This is a genomic window from Paenibacillus sp. FSL R7-0179 (assembly GCF_038002265.1).
Lineage (GTDB): Bacteria > Bacillota > Bacilli > Paenibacillales > Paenibacillaceae > Paenibacillus_AQ.
The window spans coordinates 1,155,766-1,176,559 of record NZ_JBBOCC010000002.1; the positions used below are offsets into that span (position 1 = coordinate 1,155,766).

Sequence of the window (20,794 nt, forward strand, 5' to 3'; positions counted from 1 at the left end):
AGATCGCATCAATTATCTACATAGGGTAAAACACATACGCGGCGTCTTATAACATGGATGCTGGTTGGACTCGGCTTCAGTGAATAGTGAAGAACACAAAAAGAGCGCCGCACATCAGTGCGGTGCTCCTTTTTGTGACATACGATGAAACGGGTGCCGTCCCTAAAAGGACGGCAAAGCCGTTTCCACTTGGGCAGATTGTTCGCGGAGGCGGATTACAGCCCCTTAGTCTTGTCGTCGTTGTAGGAAGAAGTAAGAATACCGGCCAGAAACAGTACGAATACCAGGGTCACGATCCAAAAAGTCAGGGAGAACGACATGCAGGCACCTCCATTATTGACGATCTTTGTTACCCTGAGTATACCCTTTTAATGTGTAAAAATAAATGAAAATGTGATATTTAGCATTGACGGTTATACTTGGGGTTACTTGAAGAACAGGAAGTTCGTCGGGACACGGCGCAGATTGCCGTCTGATGGCTTGTTGATGACCTTGCCGCGGAAAATCATGGACGATGAGCCGCCGCCGTCCAGGTTATAAGCATCAATGACGCCGAGATTGTACAGCTTATCCTGCAGCTCAGCGAGTGTAGCTCCCGAGTTGCCGTTCTCGTCATATCCGTCAGCGACCAGAATTAGCAGCTGATTATCCTTATAGTTGCCTATGACAGTGCGCGGTGCACGCTTCGGAGCCAGCTGCCACTTCAGCGGAATGGCGGTCTTGCTCTGATTCTTCAGCAGCACGGGTACGAAGGTTGCCCCGAATACCGGCTCCAGCTGATCGAGCTGGTCACGGCTGGTGAACTTGCCGCCGATCAGCTGGCCGGACTTGTTCAGGCCGACGAAGCTGAGATCCTTGTAGCTGGGCTCGAAGCCGTACAGATATTGTCCGCCGACGATGGTGGTCGAGAGCGGATAACGCTTGCCGTTCTGATCAGCGAACCCCCCGGCATTAATACCGGCCGAAGCGCCGTAGCGGTTCACGGCCTGCATGGTGGTCTCCGAAGCGCCCGTGCCGTCACCGGCCAGACTCATCTTCATAGCTGTGGAATCCTTCAGCTTAATCTTCATTGCGTATGCTGTATAGTTGCCGGGGTTCAGCCGGTATAATTCGATGGTAATCCGGTCGCTGCTGATCACATCGGCGGGAATGCCGAGCCGGGAACTAATCCGGCTGTTGTAGATCCGCTCGGGACGGGAGGTCTGGGCTGCTGCTGTGCTGACCAATGCATTCATAGCATTCGTGGTCTGCTTGTAGAGCTGTGCGCTGGTGCCGATAGAGTCAATGGTGTACGCGGCATAGCTCTTGGCCACAGCCAGGTCCTGCTTCAATTGGGCGGTTTCATTCACGGGTCCGGGGTCAGCTGCGAAGGGGGCGGTATTCAGCTTAAGCTCAAGCGTGGGCTGGTACAGCCACAGGCAGAGCAGCAGTCCGAACAATGGAGCGGTCAGGAGCATGAAGAACCGGTTCACTCTTTTGACAGGCGTCATCATTTCAGCAAATCCATCTCTTTCTTGAGCGTATCAAGCTGTTTCTTGACCTCGCTTAATTGCGTGTACAGCTTGTTGCTGTTGTCCGTCTTGTTGCTGGCATTATCCTTGGTGAAGGTCAGCAGCTCGTTGAATGTCTGTACGGTGCTCTGAAGCTCCTTCACTTGTTCTGACAGAACGGCAATCTTCGACTCGTAGTCGGTCTTCAAAACGGTAAGCTGCTGCTGGCTTTGAGATCCAAGCTGGCTCAGCACCTGATCCTTCAGATGATTGGTGTAGCTGTACACGGCATATGCGCCGGCTGCGATCATCAGAATCCAGAACAGTAGAAACCATTTTACGGACGAGCCGCTTCTCTCTGCACTCCGGCGAGAGTGTACCCGGGTCGATTCCGCTAGCGGTTGCATTTCATCACCTCAAGCCATATTTTTTCATGATAAAGAATTTACGGGTCCCCGCAAAGTATCTGAGTAAACATCGAAGCCAAAGCCTCACTTTGTGGGGTGATTTTTCAAGTCCTCATTCTATCAGACTTTCAGGTTTTTCGCAAAAGTGAAAGAGCCGCGCAGAAACGACAAAAAGTAATTGCATCCTGTTAAACTACTGCGATACAATTTCTATAGATTGGAATATCTGATGGACGTATTCAAGGTAAAAGAAGGAAGATTAGACTTAGGACAGCATAGATCCTTGCTTGCGTGTTGACAGGAAACGCTTACAGCGCTTTCCATTCTGGAAAATTATATAGATAGCAGGAGGTCTGGGCATTAATGACGAAGGTCTGGCAGGTGGTCATCGTGGGATGTCATCCCACAAGTATGCTGGGAACAAAATTAATACTGGAAGATGAGGAGGGATTGACGGTAGACGGAATGTACGCTACCTGGGAAGAATGTCTTGCGGGCATGGAGGAATCCCGGCCTGATCTGGTGCTGAGTGATTATCAGATGCAAGGTGGAACCGTAGAGCAGGTGCTGCCGGACATGAAAAAAAGCTCACCGTTCTCCCACATTATTATCATGACGGAGGAGAACGATAAGGAAATATTCCTGCCCCTGGTTGAACTGGGAGCGAGCGGGGTATTGTCGAAGGGAGCCACTCCGGGTCAGCTTCTGCAGATGATCCGCGGTATCCGCGAAGGGTTCCTCTCGATTCCGCTGGAGTGGATTGAAAAGGGCTTCCGTCCGGTAGCCTCCTCCAGAGGACTGGAAGGCGTCTTGCAGCTGACACAGACTGAGATGTTCATCATGGAACGCATTGTGCAAGGAATTACATACGACAAAATCGCACTTGAAATTGAAGTCAGCCGCCGTTCAATCGATAACTACCTGCGCAAGATTTATGTGAAGCTGGAAGTATCGACAAGAGCGCAGGCGATTGAAAAGTTCGCGCTTTTCTCAAGACAGAACAAGCAAATCTACGCATAATCCCTGTATTACGACATAATGGCGTCAGGACTGGAATATTCTTAAACCAGATAAAGGGGGGAAGCGTATGAAGTATGAGTTTTCTTCGCGCGCACATACATTGTTATCTTCACCGCTGCTGAGTATCCGTAAGGAGACACGCCGGGGTACGCTAATCTCGTTGGCAGAAGAGCTCCCGGCAGAAGAATTATTTCCGCTGTCACTGCTGTCTGAGGCAGCATCTACCGTGATCTCCACAGATGCAAGTGCGCTGCAATACGGGGAGCCTGAGGGGTATGGCCCGCTCCGTGAATGGCTGACCGGAGATTGGCTCCGCAGCAAAGGAGTGGCGGTAGCCGAAGGCGGAGTGCTGCTGACAACGGGCAGTCAGCAGGCTATCGATCTGCTGTCCAGGGTGTATATCGATCCTGGGGATCATGTGCTGGTTGAGAATCCGACGTCTCCCGGTATCCTGCAGGCACTGCGGATGCAGGGAGCCGTCATTATTCCGGTTCAGGGGGATGGGGACGGCCTGCTGCCGGATCATCTGCGCCGAATGATCCGCAGCTATAGGCCCAAGATGCTGTTCGCTGCGCCAAGCTTCACCAATCCCAGCGGAGTGCTCTGGAGCCTTGCCCGGCGGCAAGAGATTCTGGAGCTGTGCATCGCACATAATGTGCTGATCGTGGAGGATGATTCCTATGGCGATCTGCACTTCCAGCGGAGTGAAGGCCATCCCACCAAGAAATATCCTACTCTATACGCGCTGGAGAATGTCAGCGAAGGCGGGCATGTGCTGTACATCGGCTCGTTCAGCAAGACTGTTGCGCCGGCGCTGCGGACGGGCTGGGCGGCGGGAAGCCGCGAGCTGATCGGCATGATGGCTGCCGCCAAGCAGATGGCGGACTGGCAGTCCAGCTCGCTGAACCAGCGGCTGCTGCATCATCTGCTCAGCGTGACAGCCTTTGATCTGCGGGATCATATCGCGCTGCTGAACCGCGAATACAATACCCGCCTGAAGCTGATGGCGGAGCTGCTGAAACGTCCGGCCTGGAAGAACAGTGTCTACGACATGCCGGCCGGCGGCATGTTCCTCTGGGTATCGCTGCCCGAAGGGCTGGACGCTATCGCTCTGCTGCGTGCTTCGTTATCCAAAGGGGTAGCCTTCCTGCCTGGTCCGCTCTGCAGTGTAAGCGGAGGCTCAGACCGCATCCGGCTCAATTTCAGCCATCCCGGCCGCGACGAGCTGCTGCTGGGGATGAATCTGATGAGTGAGGCGGTGACTGAGTTCACCGCCCGGAGCTAGGATACCATCAAGTGAACGATTGATAGGACGTCTTGTAAGAAGAGTGACCGCTTGGCCTTGACGGCCGGCGGTTTTTTTGGTTTTAGGGGCTCCTGTAATGTACCTGAATCATCATCGGAGCTAATGCCCCGCCTTGTGCAGTGTTTTCGGGGTCCCCGCAAAGTATTTGAATTAACACCGAAGCATTACTTCACTTTGTGGGGGAGAGTTTGTGGGGTTACTTGGCGTGCAGGGATATAAGAAGAACATGCGTCTAATCATTGTGAAAAGATACACAATTGAGACCGATGTTTATCAAAGGGGATGCATGCGGAAATGCAAGCGATGGAGAATGTACTGGAGTGCAGGAATGTAACGAAACGCTATGGGAAGAAGACTGCGCTAGACCAACTTAGTCTGACGATTCCCACAGGTAGAATCGTAGGGCTGCTCGGGCCTAACGGGGCGGGGAAGACGACGCTGATGAAGCTGATTGTCTCTCTGCTGCGGGATTATAAAGGCAGCCTTACGGTCAACGGCATTCGTCCCGGTCTGGATACCAAAAAAATCGTGTCTTATCTGCCGGATCGTGAATTCCTGTATCCGTGGATGACAATTGAAGAGAGCATTGCTTTTTTTGACCACTCGTTTGCCGACTTTCAGCGGGAGAAGGCGTACAGCATGATTGCAGCGCTGGGTCTGAATCTGCAGGATAAAGTGAAGTCTCTGTCCAAAGGGATGCAGGAGCGGGTGAGTATCTCGCTGGTGTTCGCGCGCAAGGCCCGGCTGTTCGTCCTGGACGAGCCGCTGGCGGCGGTGGACCCTTCCACACGGGATAAGATTATAAGGATTATTCTGGATAACTTCGACCCGGATAGCTCGATTCTGATCAGTACGCATCTGATCCACGATGTCGAGAGCCTTTTCACGGATGTGGTGTTCGTGAATGACGGTAAGGTGCTGCTGCAGGGGAGCGTGGAGGAGCTGCGGCGGGAATACGGTGTGCCGATTGAGGAGTTGTTCAAACGTCTGATTTAATCTGCTAAAAACAAGAAAAGGGGAGAACATCATGGTTCAATGGCATCAATTCAAGCTGGAATGCCGGAAGCATTTCGCTGTATTTGCTATCTTCACCGCCTTAAGCGGTCTGGCTAATCTGTATTTTCTGTTTGACCGGGGACAGGATATGGCCTTTGTCTTTCTGCTGGTAAATATGGTGATTGGCATCCTGCTGCCGGTCTATATTTACATGGATTATTACAGGGAATTCTTCACAGGGACGATGCCGGTTAACCATATGCTGCCGCTGCGAACCTCCGCGCTCTTCGGTGTGAAGTCTGCTGTCTTCATGCTGGGTCTTACCGCAGTCTGGTCTACCACTTTGCTGGATGTATTCCTGAATCCCGAAGGACTGTATCAGCTGCGGATCGCACACTCCACAAGTCCCGCGCTGGGCGTCACCTACTTCATACTCTCCAAGCTGTGCAGTCTTCCGGCAGGCCTGGCGCTGATGGGTCTGGCCCTTGCGGCTGCCAAAAGATTCCGTAAGCCTGTGCTGAGCCACATCTGTATTGCTGCCCTCATCGTCCTCATCACCGGTATCCAGTTTGCTCTGGTAATCCGGGGAAGCGAGCATTTCAGCATCGGCTCCTCTGCGGCGGACAGCTTCAAGCAATATGCGAATCTGCTTACCGTGAGCCCGGCAGGGAGGGAGCAGCCGTCCAACATTAACGAGACTATTAACTGGCTGTCTGTCGGCATAAATCTGCTGGTAGCGCTGCTGGCCGGAGCTGCGGGCAGTGCGCTCTTGAACGGGCGTAAATATGAGCTTCACGGAAAATGAGCGGATTTTCATTTGAATTTTACCGGAGGCTATGTTAGGCTGGAGTCAATTAAATCTTCCATAAACACATCGTTTACTGGATTGTTACTGGCCGTGCCAGGCAAAACCTAAACTGATGGTGACTGATTTGAACCCGCTCGCCGGGCTCGATGATCTTGCCAGAGGTTTAGGTTTTTCTGTTATATGGGCCATGCAGAAACATTATAATGAAAAGGGGTAAGGACTATGGCTACAGTACTTAACGGATTTCCTGAGCATTTCTTATGGGGCGGCGCAACCGCTGCCAATCAGCTGGAGGGCGCTTTTGATCAGGGAGGCAAAGGGCTGTCTACGGCAGATATGATCGCTTTCGTGCCTAAGGATAAGCGCAAAGGGGATCATTCCATGGAGATCTCTTCGGAGCGGATCGCCCGGATTCTTGCCGGTGAGACGGATGACTGGTTCCCGAAACGCGAAGGCGTTGACTTCTATCACCGCTACAAGGAGGACATTGCTCTATTCGCAGAAATGGGCTTCAAGGTATTCCGGCTGTCCATTAACTGGGCCCGGATCTTCCCGAACGGCGATGACGCCGAGCCTAACGAGCAGGGTCTTCAATTCTACGACGATGTATTCGATGAACTGCTGAAATACGGCATTGAGCCGCTGGTTACCCTCTCGCACTATGAGACACCGCTCGGTCTTACACAGAAATATAACGGCTGGGCCAGCCGTGAAGTGATCGGCTTCTATGTAAAGTATGCGGAGACTGTATTTACCCGTTACCGGAATAAAGTGAAGTACTGGCTGACCTTTAACGAGATCAATGTCATGCTGTTCAGTCCATATACCGGAGGCGGTATTCTCACAGACCGTGTAGAGAACAAGCTGCAAGCGGTCTTTCAGGGGCTGCACCATCAGTTTGTAGCAAGTGCCCTGGTGACCAGACTGGGACATGAGATTATTCCGGGCTCGCAGATCGGCTGTATGCTGGCCCGTATGGAGAGCTACGCGCATACCTGCAATCCGGCGGATGTGCGTAAGAGACAGCAGGAGGACCAGCTGAATCTGTTCTTCACGGATGTGCATGCGCGCGGCAAGTACCCGCGTTATATGAACCGTTATTTTGCCGAGAATCAGATTGAGATTGTCCGTGAGCCGGGGGATGACGAGCTGCTTGCCGCGAATACAGTAGATTTCATCTCGTTCAGCTATTATATGACACTCACTGTGTCCGCAGGTCCGGAGGGTGAGGCTACAGAAGGGAATCTGCTGGGCGGTATCAAGAACCCGTATTTGAAAGCCTCCGACTGGGGCTGGCAGATTGATCCTGTAGGGCTGCGCATTACCCTCAACAACCTGTACGACCGTTACCAGAAGCCGCTGTTCATTGTGGAGAACGGACTAGGCGCCTATGACAAGGTGGAGGAAGACGGGTCTATCCATGACCACTACCGGATTGATTATTTGCGGGAACACATCAAGGAGATGAAGGAAGCGGTACTGGATGGCGGGGAGCTGCTGGGCTATACGGCCTGGGGCCCGATTGACCTGGTGAGCATGTCGACTTCGGAGATGTCCAAGCGCTACGGCTTCATCTATGTCGACCTGGATGACACGGGAAGCGGCACGCTGAACCGCAGCAAGAAGGATTCGTTTGAGTGGTACAAGCAGGTCATTTTGTCGAACGGTGAAATATTGTAGGTGAAATGGGGCAAGCTTAAGAAGCACGGGCCTTAATAAACCGTTTTCATAAAAGTGTTGTCATATTTACAATGATATGCTAAGATGCTGCTACAGGTAAAATAACTGGATTGTTACTGTTCATTCAGGCAAAACCAGAAACGGGCACTCTTTTGATGCCGTTTTGGTTTTGCCTTTTTTAACACAATAATGTTGTATCCCGCGCCTGCGGGGGGAATTTATTACTCTGACGGTGTAAGGTGATGGAATGAAAATTGCTAAGGTGCTCAACAACAATGTGGTCACCGTAATCGATGCCAGCGGGAAGGAACGGGTCGTAATGGGCCGCGGAATCGCCTTCAAGAAGCAGCCCGGGGATGACGTTGAGGATGCCCAGGTTGAGAAAGTATTCGCCCTGGAGAATAAAGAAGGTTCACAGAAGCTGATGTCGCTTCTCTCGGAGATCCCGCTGGAATATGTGGAGTGCACCGATGAAGTGATCCGTTATGCCGAGACGGTGCTCGGGGAGAAGCTGCATGACAGCATCTATATCTCACTGACAGACCATATCCATTTCGCCATCGACCGTCACCGTCAGGGGCTTCAAATCAAGAATGCGCTGCTGTGGGAAATCAAACGGATGTACCGCAAGGAATTCTCCATTGGACTCAAGGCGCTGCAAATTATCGAGGAACGGCTGGGTGTTCTCCTTCCGGAGGACGAGTGCGCTTTTATCGCAATGCATCTGGTGAATGCGCAGATGAACGGTGAGATGCGGGAGACGGTGAGCATCACGAATATCGTGAAGGACATCCTGAATATTGTCCGGCGGAGCTTCCTCATCGAGCTGGATGAAGAATCACTCGGGTATTACCGCTTCCTGACCCATCTGAAGTTCTTCGCGCAGCGGGTGGTTCAGGGCACTCCGATGGAAGAGCGGGACCAGGATCATGCGCTGCATGATCTGGTCATGAAGCAGTACCCGGCCGCCCATGCGGTTGCGGTGAAGATCGCGGATTATACCCGCAAGATATACAAGCGGGTCTTGTCCAAGGAAGAAATATTGTATCTGACCATTCATATTGAACGGATTATCCGTAGTGGGGATATAACAGAATAATGTGGTGCAGGATTGCTACTCGGTACAGAGGCAAAACCTAAACCCGGACAGTGCTGGAGGCAGAAGACTGCCTTTCTCCGCTGATCGGTGTTTAGGTTTTTTTTGCGTAAAACATACTATAGCTAAGGAGCAACATCTTATGAATACAAAAGAGCTGTCAAAAGAAATATTGAAGCTTGTCGGCGGAGAAGAGAATATCGATCAGGTTACCCATTGTATGACCCGCCTGCGCTTCAACCTGAATGACAACAACCGTGCGGACAAAGCTGCCCTGCAGAAGACGGACGGGGTTATGGGCGTGATGATTAACGGCGGGCAATTCCAGGTCATTATCGGCAACGATGTGCCGGTGGTCTACAATGACCTGATTGGCAATATGTCCGTTTCTCCTGAGAAGAAGGCTTCCAGTGACAATGTGGAGAAAAAGAAGCAGAATCCGCTGAGCAAGCTGTTTGACTTCATCTCGGGGATCTTCACACCGATCCTGCCGGCCATTACCGGTGCGGGGATGATCAAGGGGATTGTCGCCCTGCTGGTAGCGGTGGGCTGGATGGGGACGGAGAACTCCACGTATATCATACTCTCGGCGATCGGGGACGGCGCCTTCTACTTCCTGCCGATTGTTCTGGCTATCAGCGCTGCGCGTAAGCTGGGAAGCAATATGTACATCGCTGCTGCAATCGGAGCGGCCATTCTGCATCCGACCGTCACCACGCTGCTGGGGTCCGGAGAGCCTGTTACCTTCGCTTCACTGCCGGTGGTAGCTGCAACCTATTCTTCATCCGTCATTCCGATTGTGATTGCAGTATGGCTGGCCTCCTATGTGGAAAAAGCCGTTGATAAAGTAACCCATGCTTCGCTGAAGCTGATTATCGTTCCAACGGTAACGCTGCTGGTCATTGTGCCGCTTACCCTGATTGCCGTAGGCCCGCTGGGTGTTATCATCGGGGATGGCCTGACCGGAGGCATCAGCTGGCTGTTCGAGAATACAGGACTGTTCGCGGGCCTGCTGCTGGGCGGAACCATGTCCCTGCTGATCATTACCGGGATGCACTATGCCCTGATTCCAATCATGATCGCATCCATTGCGCAGCTTGGCTATGACTATATGATTCCGATTATGATGGTAGCGAACTTCGCCCAGGCGGGCAGTGCGCTTGGTGTCTCTCTGAGAACGAAGAACAGCAAGCTGAAGTCCCTCTCCCTGTCTACAAGTATTACGGCCTTCATGGGGATTACAGAGCCGGCTATGTACGGTGTGAATATGCGGCTTAAGAAACCGTTCATCGCTGCCCTGATCGGCGGAGCCGCCGGTGGTGCGTTCCTCAGCTTGTTCAAGGTAAAAGCGTATGTCATCGGCGGACTCGCCGGACTCTCCGGCATTCCGATGGTTCTCGGTGCAACCTTTGTCTATTCGGTCATCGGCTTCGCTATCGGGGCGGTCGTTGCTGCCATTGTCACTTATATTATTGGCTTCGAGGATGAGCCGGAAGCTGCTGCTGCGCCTGCGGTGACTCCTGCCGAGTCTGTACACACATCTGCTGCTGCCACTACTGTAATCGGCGCTGCTGCTGAGTCTAAGATGGTGAATCAAGAGGTATTCAGCCCGATTGCCGGAGCGGTGAAGCCGCTGAGCGAAGTAAGCGACCCGGCCTTCTCGGAAGAGATTATGGGAAAGGGATATGCGATTCAGCCATCCGAAGGCCGCGTAGTCTCGCCGGTTCAGGGAACGGTGTTCTCCCTCTCGAAGAGCGGGCACGCGATTGGTCTGGTCAGCGACAGCGGGGCAGAGATGCTGATCCATATCGGCATCGACACAGTGAAGCTGAAGGGCCTGCATTTCTCGCCCAAGGTAACCGCCGGAACCCGGGTGGCCGTCGGCGATCTGCTGATGGAATTCGATCTGGTGGAGATTGAGAAGGCTGGCTACAGCACAATTACGCCGGTTATTATTACCAACATCCAGCAGTATCAGTCCATCCAGTCTGCTGGCGCTACCTTCGTTAAGGAGAAGGAGCTATTGTATACGGTCCTTGCTTAGGCTGAGCTGGGGGCCTGGAGTGGATGAGTGAATGGCTGGGCTTGGTGAATGAGTGAAGAGCTGGAGCTTGGAGTGAAGGAGTGAAGAGCTGGGGCTTGGAGTGAGTGAGTGAAGAGCTGGAGTATAAGGAAGTAGGATGTTTTAGAGTATAGGACAGGTAAGTGGGTAGAAAAGGTATAAAGGAGTTGTCGCTCGCAGCAGGTCTGCGTGGGGACAACTCCTTTTTTGGCCGAATGTATGCTAAAAAGCGAACACAATGTGTTGGGCGAAGGCAAGCGGGCCGAAGGTGTGTGGAAAACCGAATACAATGTGCCGGGGCGAGGCTGAGAGGGTCGAATGTATGCTAAAAAGCGAACACAATCTGCTTCGTGAAGGTAAGCTGGCCGAATGTATGCGGAAAACCGAATACAATGTACCGGGGCGAAGGCAAGCGGGCCGAATGTGTGTGGAAAACCGAATATAATCTGTTGGCGCCCGTTCCAGTAACTTTGTTCTGTGGAGATAGGTGGAAAAAGTACAACTAATTTGACTGGATTGCTGACAGTTGGGATGTTAGTTGGAAAAAGTACATCTATTCGGCTGAAATATGCTAGTTGAGACCAAAAGGTGGGGAATAAGTGTTGTTTATCCAACTAATCTTTTGCGGCGGGAAAAACTCAACAAATTAAGTGTTGATTATCCAACTATAGGCTGGGCAGTCGAGCATGAACGCCTCATGATTGTGTGATTGTCCATGTAAAGTAAGGCGGCAGCATACTAGGCCCGGGAGATGGAGCAGCGAGCGGACAGATAAGCAGCCGTGACCGCCCGGGCCCGGCAGGTGAAGTGGCAGATGGATAGCAAGATGCGTGGCCAGGGTCCTGCAGGTGGAGCAGCGAGCGGACAGGTGTGTAGGCACGGCGATCCGCTCACGGCTGGTGAGCAGCGAGCGGCCTGGCAGGTACGGGTGATCTGCGTATGCCTGAAGCAGCGGACAGATGGGTAGGCAGACGTATGGCCCCGGGCCCGATAGGTGGAGCGGCTCGCCGAGGGCGGACGAACCTAGTGAGATCTGCTGCCGCCCCGGCGCGGGCCTACAGCTTGCCCGCGCTGATCTCCGCGATCCGGGCATACTCGATCAACGCCGCTTGTCCGGCGGCCGTGAGCGTGTAGCGGCCGCGCTGCACCCGGAAGAACCACGCATAGTAGTTCTTCTGCAGGATCGCAGCGGCGCCGGGCACGCCGCTGCGCTTCCGCAGCGCGGCGGGCGTGACGCCGCGCGCGCCCTCCGCCCGGCTGTGCGCAGCCGCCGGGCCCGCCCCCGCAGCGGCATCATCCGCCGCTGCAGCCTCACCCGCGGCCGCCGTCTCCCCGGCGGCCAGGGCCGTGTCCGGCGCGCCGCCGAGCGCCGCGCGCCTACCGCCGAGGCCGGCCGCTCCGGCGGCTTCGGCCTCCAGGGCCTGCAGCGCGAGTGCCACGCGCAGCGCCTTCTCGCGGTAGGCCGTCACGAGCTTGACGCGCGTGCTGCCGCCGGTGTTGTAGTCTCCGCTGCGTTCGCGGAACTCGTAGAGCAGCCGCTCGCGGCGGCGGACGGCGCTGCGGGCCTGCGGCGGCGTCTCGCCCGGCTCCGCGAGCACCTCGACGAGCGGCGCCTTCGTCTTGTAGAAGACGACGGTGATCAGCCCGAGGCCGAGCCGGCGGCACAGCCCGGTGAGCTCGCCCCAGCGCTGGTTGACCGCGCCCTTCTTCTCCCTGACGCGTTCTACCGCTAGGTAGACGTTAGGGCTGAGCCGCAGCCGTTCAATCCCCTGCAGCAGCAGGGCGAGATTGAATGATTTTTTCATCTCCACAATGAGCGGCTGCGCCTCGTCCTCCCGGATGCCGACCAGATCGCAGGTACGCACCTCGCCCTTGATCTCGTAGCCCTGCCGTTCAAAAAACCCCTTCAAAGGAGCATACAGCTCCGTTTCCTGTTTGATTGCCAATGGTTGTCACTCCTGCCCTGAATTGCAGCTTAATTATCCTAGAGAAATCATGATTCTCTATTATAGCACAGCAAAAAAGAGGTCAACTATTCCGGGCTCGCCGCATAGGTATGTAATACACTTTCTAAGCTTGGTGGAGCAAGTAGGAGCGCAAGAGGAGGCAGCGAGCCAATGGATATTTTTGAGCGTATAGCAACGCATCGGGCTGAGAACGACCGTTTGGCGTGGAGCGGCACTTTCAAGGACTATATAGAACTGCTGAAACTGGACCCCGCTCCCGCAAAAACGGCTCATGCCCGCGTCTACGACATGATCAAGTCACACGGCGTCGAGGACATCAACGGGCGGAAGAGGTATAAGTTTTTTGAACAGGAGATCTTTGGGCTGGACCGTGCGGTGGAGAAGCTGGTAGAGGAGTATTTCCATTCAGCCGCCCGGCGGCTGGATGTGCGCAAACGGATCTTGCTGCTGATGGGGCCGGTCAGTGGAGGGAAGTCGACCCTGGTTACGCTGCTAAAGCGCGGGCTGGAGCAATATTCACGTACGGATGCGGGTGCGGTATATGCCATTGAGGGCTGCCCGATGCATGAGGACCCGCTGCATCTGATTCCGCTGGAGCTGCGTCCGGAGATTGAGCGGGAGCTGGGAGTAAGGATTGAAGGCAATCTCTGCCCGTCCTGCCAGATGCGGCTGAAGAATGAGTATCACGGGAATATTGAACAGGTGGCGGTCACCCGTGTGCTGTTGTCGGAAGAGGAACGGGTGGGGATTGGCACATTCAGTCCTTCCGATCCGAAATCGCAGGATATTGCCGATCTGACCGGCAGTATCGACTTCTCCACCATCACTGAATTCGGCTCGGAATCCGATCCGCGGGCCTACCGCTTCGACGGGGAGCTGAACAAGGCTAACCGCGGGATTATGGAATTCCAGGAAATGCTGAAATGCGATGAGAAGTTCCTGTGGAATCTGCTGTCGCTGACCCAGGAAGGCAATTTCAAGGCCGGGCGCTTCGCGTTAATCTCTGCGGATGAAATGATCATTGCCCACACGAACGAGACCGAATATAAATCCTTTATCTCCAATAAAAAGAACGAAGCGCTCCAGTCCCGCATGATCGTCATGCCGGTTCCCTATAATCTGCGCGTCTCTGAAGAGGAAAAGATCTACGCCAAGCTGATCGGCCAGAGCGATATGAAGCATGTGCATATTGCCCCTCACGCGCTGCGCGCGGCGGCGATCTTCTCTATCCTGACCCGGCTTAAGGAGAGCAAGAAGCAGGGCATGGATCTGATCAAGAAGCTGCGCATGTATGACGGCGAAGAGGTTGAGGGCTACAAGGAAGCAGATCTGAAGGAGATGCAGACCGAATACTTAGATGAAGGCATGTCCGGCATCGACCCGCGTTATGTCATTAACCGCATCTCCAGCGCCCTGATCAAAGGCGATCTGCAGTGCATGAACGCGCTGGATGTGCTGCGGGCGATCAAGGACGGTCTGGATCAGCATCCTTCGATTACGAAGGAGGAGCGCGAGCGTTATCTGAACTTTATTTCCATTGCCCGCAAGGAATACGATATTCTCGCCAAAAGCGAAGTGCAAAAGGCCTTCGTCTACTCTTTTGAAGAATCAGCCAAAACGCTGTTCGAGAACTATCTCGACAATATCGAAGCCTTCTGCAACTGGTCCAAAATCCGCGACCCGCTTACCGATGAGGAGATGGAGCCGGATGAGCGACTGATGCGCTCCATTGAAGAGCAGATCGGCATCTCGGAGAATGCGAAGAAGGCCTTCCGCGAGGAGATTCTGATCCGTATCTCGTCCTATTCCCGCAAGGGCAAGAAGTTCGAATATAACAATCACGACCGGCTGCGTGAAGCCATTGAGAAGAAGCTGTTCACGGATCTCAAGGATATCGTCAAAATCACCACTTCCTCCAAGACACCGGATGAAAGCCAGCTCAAACGGATCAACGAGGTCAGCCGCCGCCTGATTGACGAGCATGGCTACTGCCCGATCTGCGCCAATGAGCTGCTGAAATATGTCGGAAGCCTGCTGAACCGCTGACGGAGGCGGCTTCACGGATACTGGGGACCTGGGACTGCCATTAGGCAGTCCTCATGTCTGCCCCGGCGTCAATCAAGACTTGCAGGTTCAGCAAAAAGGGAATATCCCAGGCCATTGTGATGGCTTAAGGATATTCCCTTTATGTTATCTAGGCGGCTAATGACCCTTATCCGCATGGCTAACCTCTACGTCTCCTAATCCTCCTGAGAGTCCTTAGGCTCCTGGTGCTTCCCGCCAATTTTGAAGCTGAATTGGCCTTTATATTTTCCGAGCTGCCCGCCCAGGCCGATGCCTGCGCCTTCACCGCCGCCGAACTGGGCCTTGGCCTCAGCCCCGATGCCCTTGTTGCCGCCTAGCTGAACATGGGAGTCAAAGCCGGCGCCTTGACTAAGCCCCAGATGAGCACCTGCATCTGCATCCAGCCCGTGGTCGCCGCCGGCCTGCGCGCCAATCTGGACATCTGCGCCCTGCCCGCCGCCTAGCTGGGCCTTGGCCTCAGCCCCGATGCCCTTGTTGCCGCCTAGCTGAACATGGGAGTCAAGACCGGCGCCTTGGCTAAGGCCCAGATGACCGCCAGCGTCTGCACTTAGTCCGTACTTGCCGCCTGCCTGCGCACTGAGCCCGGCATCTGCACCCTGGCCACCGCCGAGCTGGGCCTTGCCCTGTGCGGTCACCCCGTATTTGCCGAAGGCCTGGGCTTCGGCGTTCACTCCGAGACCTTGCCCGTTGCCTACATGAGAATCACCTTGCGCTGCAATGCCATAGGAGGGGCTGCCGATATGGCCGTCTGCCTGTATAATTGCGCCGCTGTACGCCAATTTTCCTCCGGCATTCAAGCCAATGCCGTGTTTTCCCCCTAACTCACCTCCTGCATCGACATGAATTCCCTTGCCACCGGTTTGACTTGCCCCGGGATGGCCGTCCGCCGGCTTGTTCGCGGCGGCCGGAGGTTCGGAGGCCCGGATAGTCTGTGTAATCCCGGCAGCTACAGATTGCTTATCAATCCCCGGAGCGGTCTCCTCAGCGGTCTCCGAACGTAACAGGTGGTAATAATGCGAAAAGGGGTAGGGCTGCGGCAGATGCCGATAGCCTGAAGGATGAACTGAACTAGCCGAATCTTCGTTCCTGTAATTCATGCGGGATACCTCCATTCTTAATTCATTACAATAGCCTATTCGCCGAAATGGGAAGTGATACGTGTCAGCTGAAGATAAAAGTGCATTGTAATGCCTGTAAGGCTATGCTACATTGTGTGAATGAATTGAAGAATATTCACTCAGAGGGTTGGAGGGCTTACAGATGGAAGATAAGAAGGCAGAGATTTTCAGACGCGGTACAGAGCTGTTCAGCTCCAAAGGCTTCAAGGACACCAATGTGTCCGACATTACCAAGCTCTGCGGATATGCCGTAGGCACGTTCTATAATTATTATGCCTCCAAAGAGAAGCTGTTCATAGAGATTTATCTGCGGGAGAATGAGGAGCTGAAGCGGAGCATGATGTCTCAGATCGATGCGGAGGATGAGCCGGCCAAGGTGCTCAAGCAGATGATGGAGCTTAATTACAGCGGGATGAATGAGAACCCCATCCTGAAGGAATGGTACAACAAAGCACTGTTCAGCAAGCTGGAGAAGGAATTCTATGCGCATGGCGGGATAGAGGGAATTCATGAGATGATGAACAGCGGCATGCTGGAGTTAATCCGGAACTGGAAGTCCAAGGGGAAAATCAGAACGGATCTTGCGGACGGGATGATTCTCGCCTTGTTCAACTCTATTCCGTATATCGACATTCACAAGGAAGAGATCGGGGCAAGCTATTTTCCGCAGCTTCTGGATCATATGGTGGAATTCATTATGCAGGGCTTAACGGATACACAGCGCTGATAAAGAGCAAGACCGGATCAGTCCCGCAAGCCACCGTCTGATATAATGAACTTATCTATGTCTATTGAAAGGCCGGTGGAGTCACTGAATTACAGCAGAGAGATCGGACAGACGATTGATTATATTGAGGAGCATCTCATGGACCCGCTGACAGCGGAGCAGATTGCGGCGTATGCAGGGTATTCGCTGTATCATTTTTGCCGGATGTTCAGCCAGTCTCAGGACATGCCGGTCATGGAATATGTGCGCACCCGAAGATTGTCGCGGGCTGCCGTTGAATTGTTCAACGGGCGGAGAATTACGGAGATTGCGCTGGAATATGGCTTCGAGACCCCCGGAGGCTTCGCCAAAGCCTTCCGCAAAACCTACGGCTACAGCCCCTCCCAGTACGCGGCGCGGATGAGCGGATATCTCCGGGACCGGCTGGAGTATGAGATCAAGGCCTATATGGCAGAGCCGGTATTGGTGACGAAGCCTACTTTTAACGTAGCGGGTTACGGGATTGAGACCAATGTAGAGGCCGGAAATGCTACGCAGGACGTCGCCTCCTTCTGGTATTACTATGAGGGCGACAATCTGGAGGACCAGATGTACGCGAAGCTGAATCCGCCGAAGCACGGGGAGGTCGGCTTGTGCATTCCGGCAGGCACTGGCGGCAACGCTGTCTATCTGCTGGGGGTTATAGTGGAGGACTTCAGTAAGGTTACTCCTGACATGCTTACGGCGGTTGTGCCTGCGGCGCAGTATGCGGTATTTACGACACCCCCGGTGGACGCTACCGATGAGGCGAGACCGGAGACTTTTGCCGAGGTGGTCAAGAGTACCTGGAGATATATCTTCGAGGACTGGTTCCCGGGCAGCGGCTATATGCACGATGAAGATAAGCTGAACTTTGAATTCTACGACGAACGCTGTCACGCCCGCGTGGATTCGGTGATGGAGATTTATGTTCCGGTGCGTGAGCGAAGGTTTCATGAAACCCTAAAGTAGGTCATGGTAATAAGTGAAAAAAAAGAGCGTATTAAAAATATGGGATGTCGGGTATAAAAAGATGCAGTACATCTGGCAATGAGTACTTAATCTTCTGCTCAGAGAGGATGGGTGACGGTAATGAGAATGGCATTTGTGCTGTTTGACGGCATGACCAGCAATGAAGAAGAATAGACAGATTTGACTGAAGAGCCCTTTCTCGTGTCTTGGATGAAGGGGCTCTTTGTGTTAAGCATTCAGCAAGGCCGGAACAGCCCGACAAATCAGCATCTGTTAAGATGAGATTAGGCCTGGGTGAATGAGGTGAAGCGTCAGCCGTGGACAAGCCGCGTAAGATGATAATAACTATAACCATCGTATGTGCAATGTTAATTCTCTATTTTTGTATGGACTTCACCGGAGTCTATGATGCAGTGGCTGTCTGGCGATTCTTGCAGATGAAAGAGATCTTATGTTAAGAGGAATGAAGATCGACGGCGGCAACTTAGAACTAAAGAAAGGCAAGCCCCAATTGCGGGGCTTGCCTTTTCTGCCGTTATTATTGCTGGGCTGCGGCATCCAATTGAACCGCCACGTAGCTTCCAAACTCCACCATGCCTGCACTATCCAGCTTGCTGGCATCGTATTGCTTGATGACCTCGGCAGTTTTCTGCATTAGCTCCGAGCTGTCGGTATTGCCCAGAACGCGCAGGACTACCAGAGTCTCGCCTTTTTTCAGCTGTTCGGCCAGCTTGGTCTTGTAGGCGTCGAGGGAATCTACCTCAAGTCCTTGTGTCACGTAATAATCGTAAGCATTGCTGGTGGCCTTGAACAGAGGCAGCTCGTGGTCCAGCCAGTAGGCCTTATCCATCACATACTCTACATCGGTGGCTGTAGCATCATTGGAGTTATAGAGCAGATAAGGAAGTCCGGTATTGGTAGCGTTGTTGGTCGGGTCAACATTGACCCATTCGTCACCGAGCTTCACCTTGTTCCAGGCGTGATTCACGCCGCTCATGGTTCCTGTGACGACCATCGAAGGGACCTGGACGAGATCCGAGAGCAACTGGAAGGTGTGGGCATAGCTCATGCATACGCCGACTTTTTTAACCAGAATGCCATAGGTATTGAAAGAATCATTATACTTCGCATCAACGGTCTTGAACTCCTGCTCCTTGGCATTCTCCAGTGCAGCATCGTCATAGACAGTGTTATCATTCAGATAATCGTAGATCGCCATCTGCTTCTCGTCTGCACTCATGCCTTCCTTGATCGTAGCCGCGATGACTTTATCTGCTTCGGCAAGAATCTCCTTTTGCTTGGAGCGGATGGACTCGGCAGAATCATCGTAACTCACATTCAGTGTCAGCTTCTCATAATCGTAGCCATAGCCGCGGAAGCTGAGAATGAGCGGGTTCTGGTAGACCACCTTCTCAATTACATCCACCAGGGTGCGGGCATTCTGCGCCTCCGGGAAGGCTTGCAGCGAGATTTCAGTCTCGCCGTTGATCAGTGTTAATGCAAGATACTCCTCCAGCGCAGAGTCAGCATGAATCAGGTCTGCCCGTATCGTGGTGCCCGGAACCGCCTGCTTGTTGCCTTCCTCTACCTTGCTCTTGGTATTTTCTTTTTGCTGGTCGATGACATTATCACCGGGGGCTACGGGATCTCCTGACGTTCCGGTGTCTCCGCTGCCGCTGTCTTTATTATCAATGATGGTCGGCACGTCGGGTGCAGGTACATAGTCGGTGTTATTCTGCGGCTCCACATACCCTGGGGTGGCCCCTTTGCTCTGGGCGGCTGCCAGACTCTTCAGATCTGCTTCTGTCAGCTGAGATACCTGTACATAGCCCTTGAGTGCGGTGCCCTGAATCGAGTAGGGAACATCTATAGGGCCGGATGGCTTCAGCGTGACTGCACCGGTGTCGTATATGACTCCTGCCGGTGCTTTGGAGCCGTCAATGAACTGGACCGGAACGGTTTTGGGCAGCTCTTTGGCATTCTTGTACAATTTCAGGTTGATGTTATCCTCAGCTGCCACGGTGCGCGGCAGCCGTTTGGATAAAGCCACGGTATCCGCCGAGCGGCTGAACCGGGATTCTTTGTCCCCCTGAACGGCAGTGACGTAATATTCCCCTTGCACATTGTTATTCTGTACGCTGGTGATCGTCTCATCTACTACACCGAGCGCACCGCGTCCATCCTTCATGAAGTCGTTATACGAAGTATTCTTCACTGTTGCAATCAGCAGCGGGCGCTGATCCGCATAGCCCTGCTCCGCACCGCTGAGCGGCTCATTCGTGTTCTCCATCGTAATGTGGGAAGCGCTATAAATGTTATAGCTCTCTGCACCCGGCACCTCATCCCACACCAGGGTCAACCGTCCATCCAGACTGATGTCGGCTTGCAGGTTCGGCACAGGCAGATCCGATTTCACCGTAAACGGAATGATCACCGGCTGCTTCAGCAGAGTTGGCGACTTGGCATCCAGATCATAGTTGAGCCGGATGTAGTAGACAGGCGCGTTCCCCCAGGAGCTGGCTCCGGTAGCGCGCAGGGAATCGGAGGGAAGAACGCCGAAGCCGAGCGGCTTGATGGAGTATACGCTTTTGCCGTCAATGAGCTGTGAATCCTCAAGGGTCCCAACCTTGCTCTCCGGCAGTGCCTTGATATCGGTATGTACGGATAACGTCTTGCCGATGGCTTCGGAGCCAAGATCGGTATTGAATCTGAAGATGAACTCCATATCCTGCTCCACATTATACATAGGCATGATGCCCGGACTGTGATCTGCTTCATCTGAATCATACTTCTGCTTCAGATCGTACACGGTCTGTGAAGTCTCCGGCGGAGGGTTCCCCGAAGTGTTCTTCGTCTCGGCAGTTGCCGTGGCGGCCGGACTGGATGAAGGCGCTGGACTTCCTTCCTTGCTGCCCCCCATGCAGCCTGTCAGAATCACACACATGATGAGCAGCAGTATTGCCATTTGTTTCACTTTCACTAACGTCCTCTCCCGTCTGGTTTCTGTATGAGAGTAATCATGGATCATCCAGAATTACCCAT

At 53.6% G+C, this 20,794-nt stretch carries 16 protein-coding genes; 11 read left to right on the forward strand and 5 right to left on the reverse strand.

Annotation, left to right across the window (positions count from 1 at the left end):
* Window positions 1-425: 425 nt before the first annotated feature.
* The gene (locus MKX63_RS21520; RefSeq protein ID WP_341019922.1) at window positions 426-1,493 is read right to left on the reverse strand and encodes a phosphodiester glycosidase family protein; all 1,068 of its coding nucleotides are present in this window, start codon (window positions 1,491-1,493) and stop codon (window positions 426-428) included.
* Window positions 1,490-1,897 (reverse strand): hypothetical protein, encoded by a 408-nt coding sequence (locus MKX63_RS21525; RefSeq protein WP_341019923.1) that lies wholly within the window; start codon window positions 1,895-1,897, stop codon window positions 1,490-1,492. The genes MKX63_RS21520 and MKX63_RS21525 overlap by 4 nt, the downstream gene beginning before the upstream one ends.
* Before the next feature lie 363 nt (window positions 1,898-2,260).
* On the opposite strand from MKX63_RS21525, the gene MKX63_RS21530 reads away from it, so the two are divergent.
* From MKX63_RS21530 to MKX63_RS21565, 8 genes are all read left to right on the forward strand, one after another.
* Entirely contained in the window at window positions 2,261-2,917 is a 657-nt protein-coding gene (locus MKX63_RS21530) for a DNA-binding response regulator (RefSeq protein ID WP_341019925.1), read from the forward strand.
* A 67-nt stretch (window positions 2,918-2,984) separates the two neighbouring features.
* A complete protein-coding gene (locus tag MKX63_RS21535) occupies window positions 2,985-4,202 on the forward strand; it encodes an aminotransferase-like domain-containing protein (protein WP_341019926.1) in 1,218 nt (405 codons plus the stop codon).
* A gap of 315 nt (window positions 4,203-4,517) precedes the next feature.
* A complete protein-coding gene (locus MKX63_RS21540) occupies window positions 4,518-5,219 on the forward strand; it encodes an ABC transporter ATP-binding protein (RefSeq protein WP_341019928.1) in 702 nt (233 codons plus the stop codon).
* Between the two features lie 31 nt (window positions 5,220-5,250).
* Entirely contained in the window at window positions 5,251-6,024 is a 774-nt protein-coding gene (locus MKX63_RS21545) for a hypothetical protein (protein WP_341019929.1), read from the forward strand.
* Window positions 6,025-6,249: 225 nt separating this feature from the next.
* Window positions 6,250-7,707 carry a glycoside hydrolase family 1 protein gene (locus tag MKX63_RS21550; protein ID WP_341019931.1) on the forward strand — a complete coding sequence of 486 codons (1,458 nt, stop codon included), beginning with the start codon at window positions 6,250-6,252 and terminating at the stop codon, window positions 7,705-7,707.
* Between the two features lie 247 nt (window positions 7,708-7,954).
* A complete protein-coding gene (licT, locus tag MKX63_RS21555) occupies window positions 7,955-8,806 on the forward strand; it encodes a BglG family transcription antiterminator LicT (RefSeq protein WP_341019932.1) in 852 nt (283 codons plus the stop codon).
* A gap of 139 nt (window positions 8,807-8,945) precedes the next feature.
* A complete protein-coding gene (locus MKX63_RS21560) occupies window positions 8,946-10,847 on the forward strand; it encodes a beta-glucoside-specific PTS transporter subunit IIABC (RefSeq protein WP_341019933.1) in 1,902 nt (633 codons plus the stop codon).
* Between the two features lie 832 nt (window positions 10,848-11,679).
* Window positions 11,680-11,832, forward strand: coding sequence for a hypothetical protein (locus MKX63_RS21565; RefSeq protein WP_341019934.1), 153 nt, complete (start codon window positions 11,680-11,682; stop codon window positions 11,830-11,832).
* Window positions 11,833-11,920: 88 nt separating this feature from the next.
* Here MKX63_RS21565 and MKX63_RS21570 read toward each other — a convergent pair whose 3' ends face one another.
* Window positions 11,921-12,811 (reverse strand): DUF2161 family putative PD-(D/E)XK-type phosphodiesterase, encoded by an 891-nt coding sequence (locus MKX63_RS21570; RefSeq protein WP_341019937.1) that lies wholly within the window; start codon window positions 12,809-12,811, stop codon window positions 11,921-11,923.
* Between the two features lie 171 nt (window positions 12,812-12,982).
* Here MKX63_RS21570 and MKX63_RS21575 point away from each other — a divergent pair, with 171 nt between their 5' ends.
* A complete protein-coding gene (locus MKX63_RS21575) occupies window positions 12,983-14,878 on the forward strand; it encodes a PrkA family serine protein kinase (RefSeq protein WP_341019939.1) in 1,896 nt (631 codons plus the stop codon).
* 194 nt (window positions 14,879-15,072) lie between these two features.
* Here MKX63_RS21575 and MKX63_RS21580 read toward each other — a convergent pair whose 3' ends face one another.
* The gene (locus tag MKX63_RS21580) at window positions 15,073-16,014 is read right to left on the reverse strand and encodes a hypothetical protein (protein ID WP_341019941.1); all 942 of its coding nucleotides are present in this window, start codon (window positions 16,012-16,014) and stop codon (window positions 15,073-15,075) included.
* Between the two features lie 163 nt (window positions 16,015-16,177).
* On the opposite strand from MKX63_RS21580, the gene MKX63_RS21585 reads away from it, so the two are divergent.
* The gene (locus tag MKX63_RS21585) at window positions 16,178-16,762 is read left to right on the forward strand and encodes a TetR/AcrR family transcriptional regulator (RefSeq protein ID WP_341019942.1); all 585 of its coding nucleotides are present in this window, start codon (window positions 16,178-16,180) and stop codon (window positions 16,760-16,762) included.
* A 57-nt stretch (window positions 16,763-16,819) separates the two neighbouring features.
* Window positions 16,820-17,752: an AraC family transcriptional regulator gene (locus MKX63_RS21590; protein WP_341019943.1), complete on the forward strand. Its 933-nt coding sequence runs from the start codon at window positions 16,820-16,822 to the stop codon at window positions 17,750-17,752.
* Window positions 17,753-18,290: 538 nt separating this feature from the next.
* Here MKX63_RS21590 and MKX63_RS21595 read toward each other — a convergent pair.
* Window positions 18,291-20,732, reverse strand: a complete 2,442-nt coding sequence (locus MKX63_RS21595; RefSeq protein ID WP_341019944.1) for a transglutaminase domain-containing protein — start codon at window positions 20,730-20,732, stop codon at window positions 18,291-18,293.
* Window positions 20,733-20,794 lie beyond the last annotated feature (62 nt).

Coding starts and splice junctions, on each gene's coding strand:
- MKX63_RS21560 (WP_341019933.1), top strand. CDS start 8,946: ATGAATACAAAAGAGCTGTCAAAAGAAATATTGAAGCTTGTCGGCGGA.
- MKX63_RS21580 (WP_341019941.1), bottom strand. CDS start 16,014: ATGAATTACAGGAACGAAGATTCGGCTAGTTCAGTTCATCCTTCAGGC.
- MKX63_RS21550 (WP_341019931.1), top strand. CDS start 6,250: ATGGCTACAGTACTTAACGGATTTCCTGAGCATTTCTTATGGGGCGGC.
- MKX63_RS21530 (WP_341019925.1), top strand. CDS start 2,261: ATGACGAAGGTCTGGCAGGTGGTCATCGTGGGATGTCATCCCACAAGT.
- MKX63_RS21535 (WP_341019926.1), top strand. CDS start 2,985: ATGAAGTATGAGTTTTCTTCGCGCGCACATACATTGTTATCTTCACCG.
- MKX63_RS21540 (WP_341019928.1), top strand. CDS start 4,518: ATGCAAGCGATGGAGAATGTACTGGAGTGCAGGAATGTAACGAAACGC.
- MKX63_RS21545 (WP_341019929.1), top strand. CDS start 5,251: ATGGTTCAATGGCATCAATTCAAGCTGGAATGCCGGAAGCATTTCGCT.
- MKX63_RS21565 (WP_341019934.1), top strand. CDS start 11,680: ATGGATAGCAAGATGCGTGGCCAGGGTCCTGCAGGTGGAGCAGCGAGC.
- MKX63_RS21585 (WP_341019942.1), top strand. CDS start 16,178: ATGGAAGATAAGAAGGCAGAGATTTTCAGACGCGGTACAGAGCTGTTC.
- MKX63_RS21575 (WP_341019939.1), top strand. CDS start 12,983: ATGGATATTTTTGAGCGTATAGCAACGCATCGGGCTGAGAACGACCGT.
- MKX63_RS21520 (WP_341019922.1), bottom strand. CDS start 1,493: ATGATGACGCCTGTCAAAAGAGTGAACCGGTTCTTCATGCTCCTGACC.
- MKX63_RS21525 (WP_341019923.1), bottom strand. CDS start 1,897: ATGCAACCGCTAGCGGAATCGACCCGGGTACACTCTCGCCGGAGTGCA.
- MKX63_RS21590 (WP_341019943.1), top strand. CDS start 16,820: ATGTCTATTGAAAGGCCGGTGGAGTCACTGAATTACAGCAGAGAGATC.
- licT (WP_341019932.1), top strand. CDS start 7,955: ATGAAAATTGCTAAGGTGCTCAACAACAATGTGGTCACCGTAATCGAT.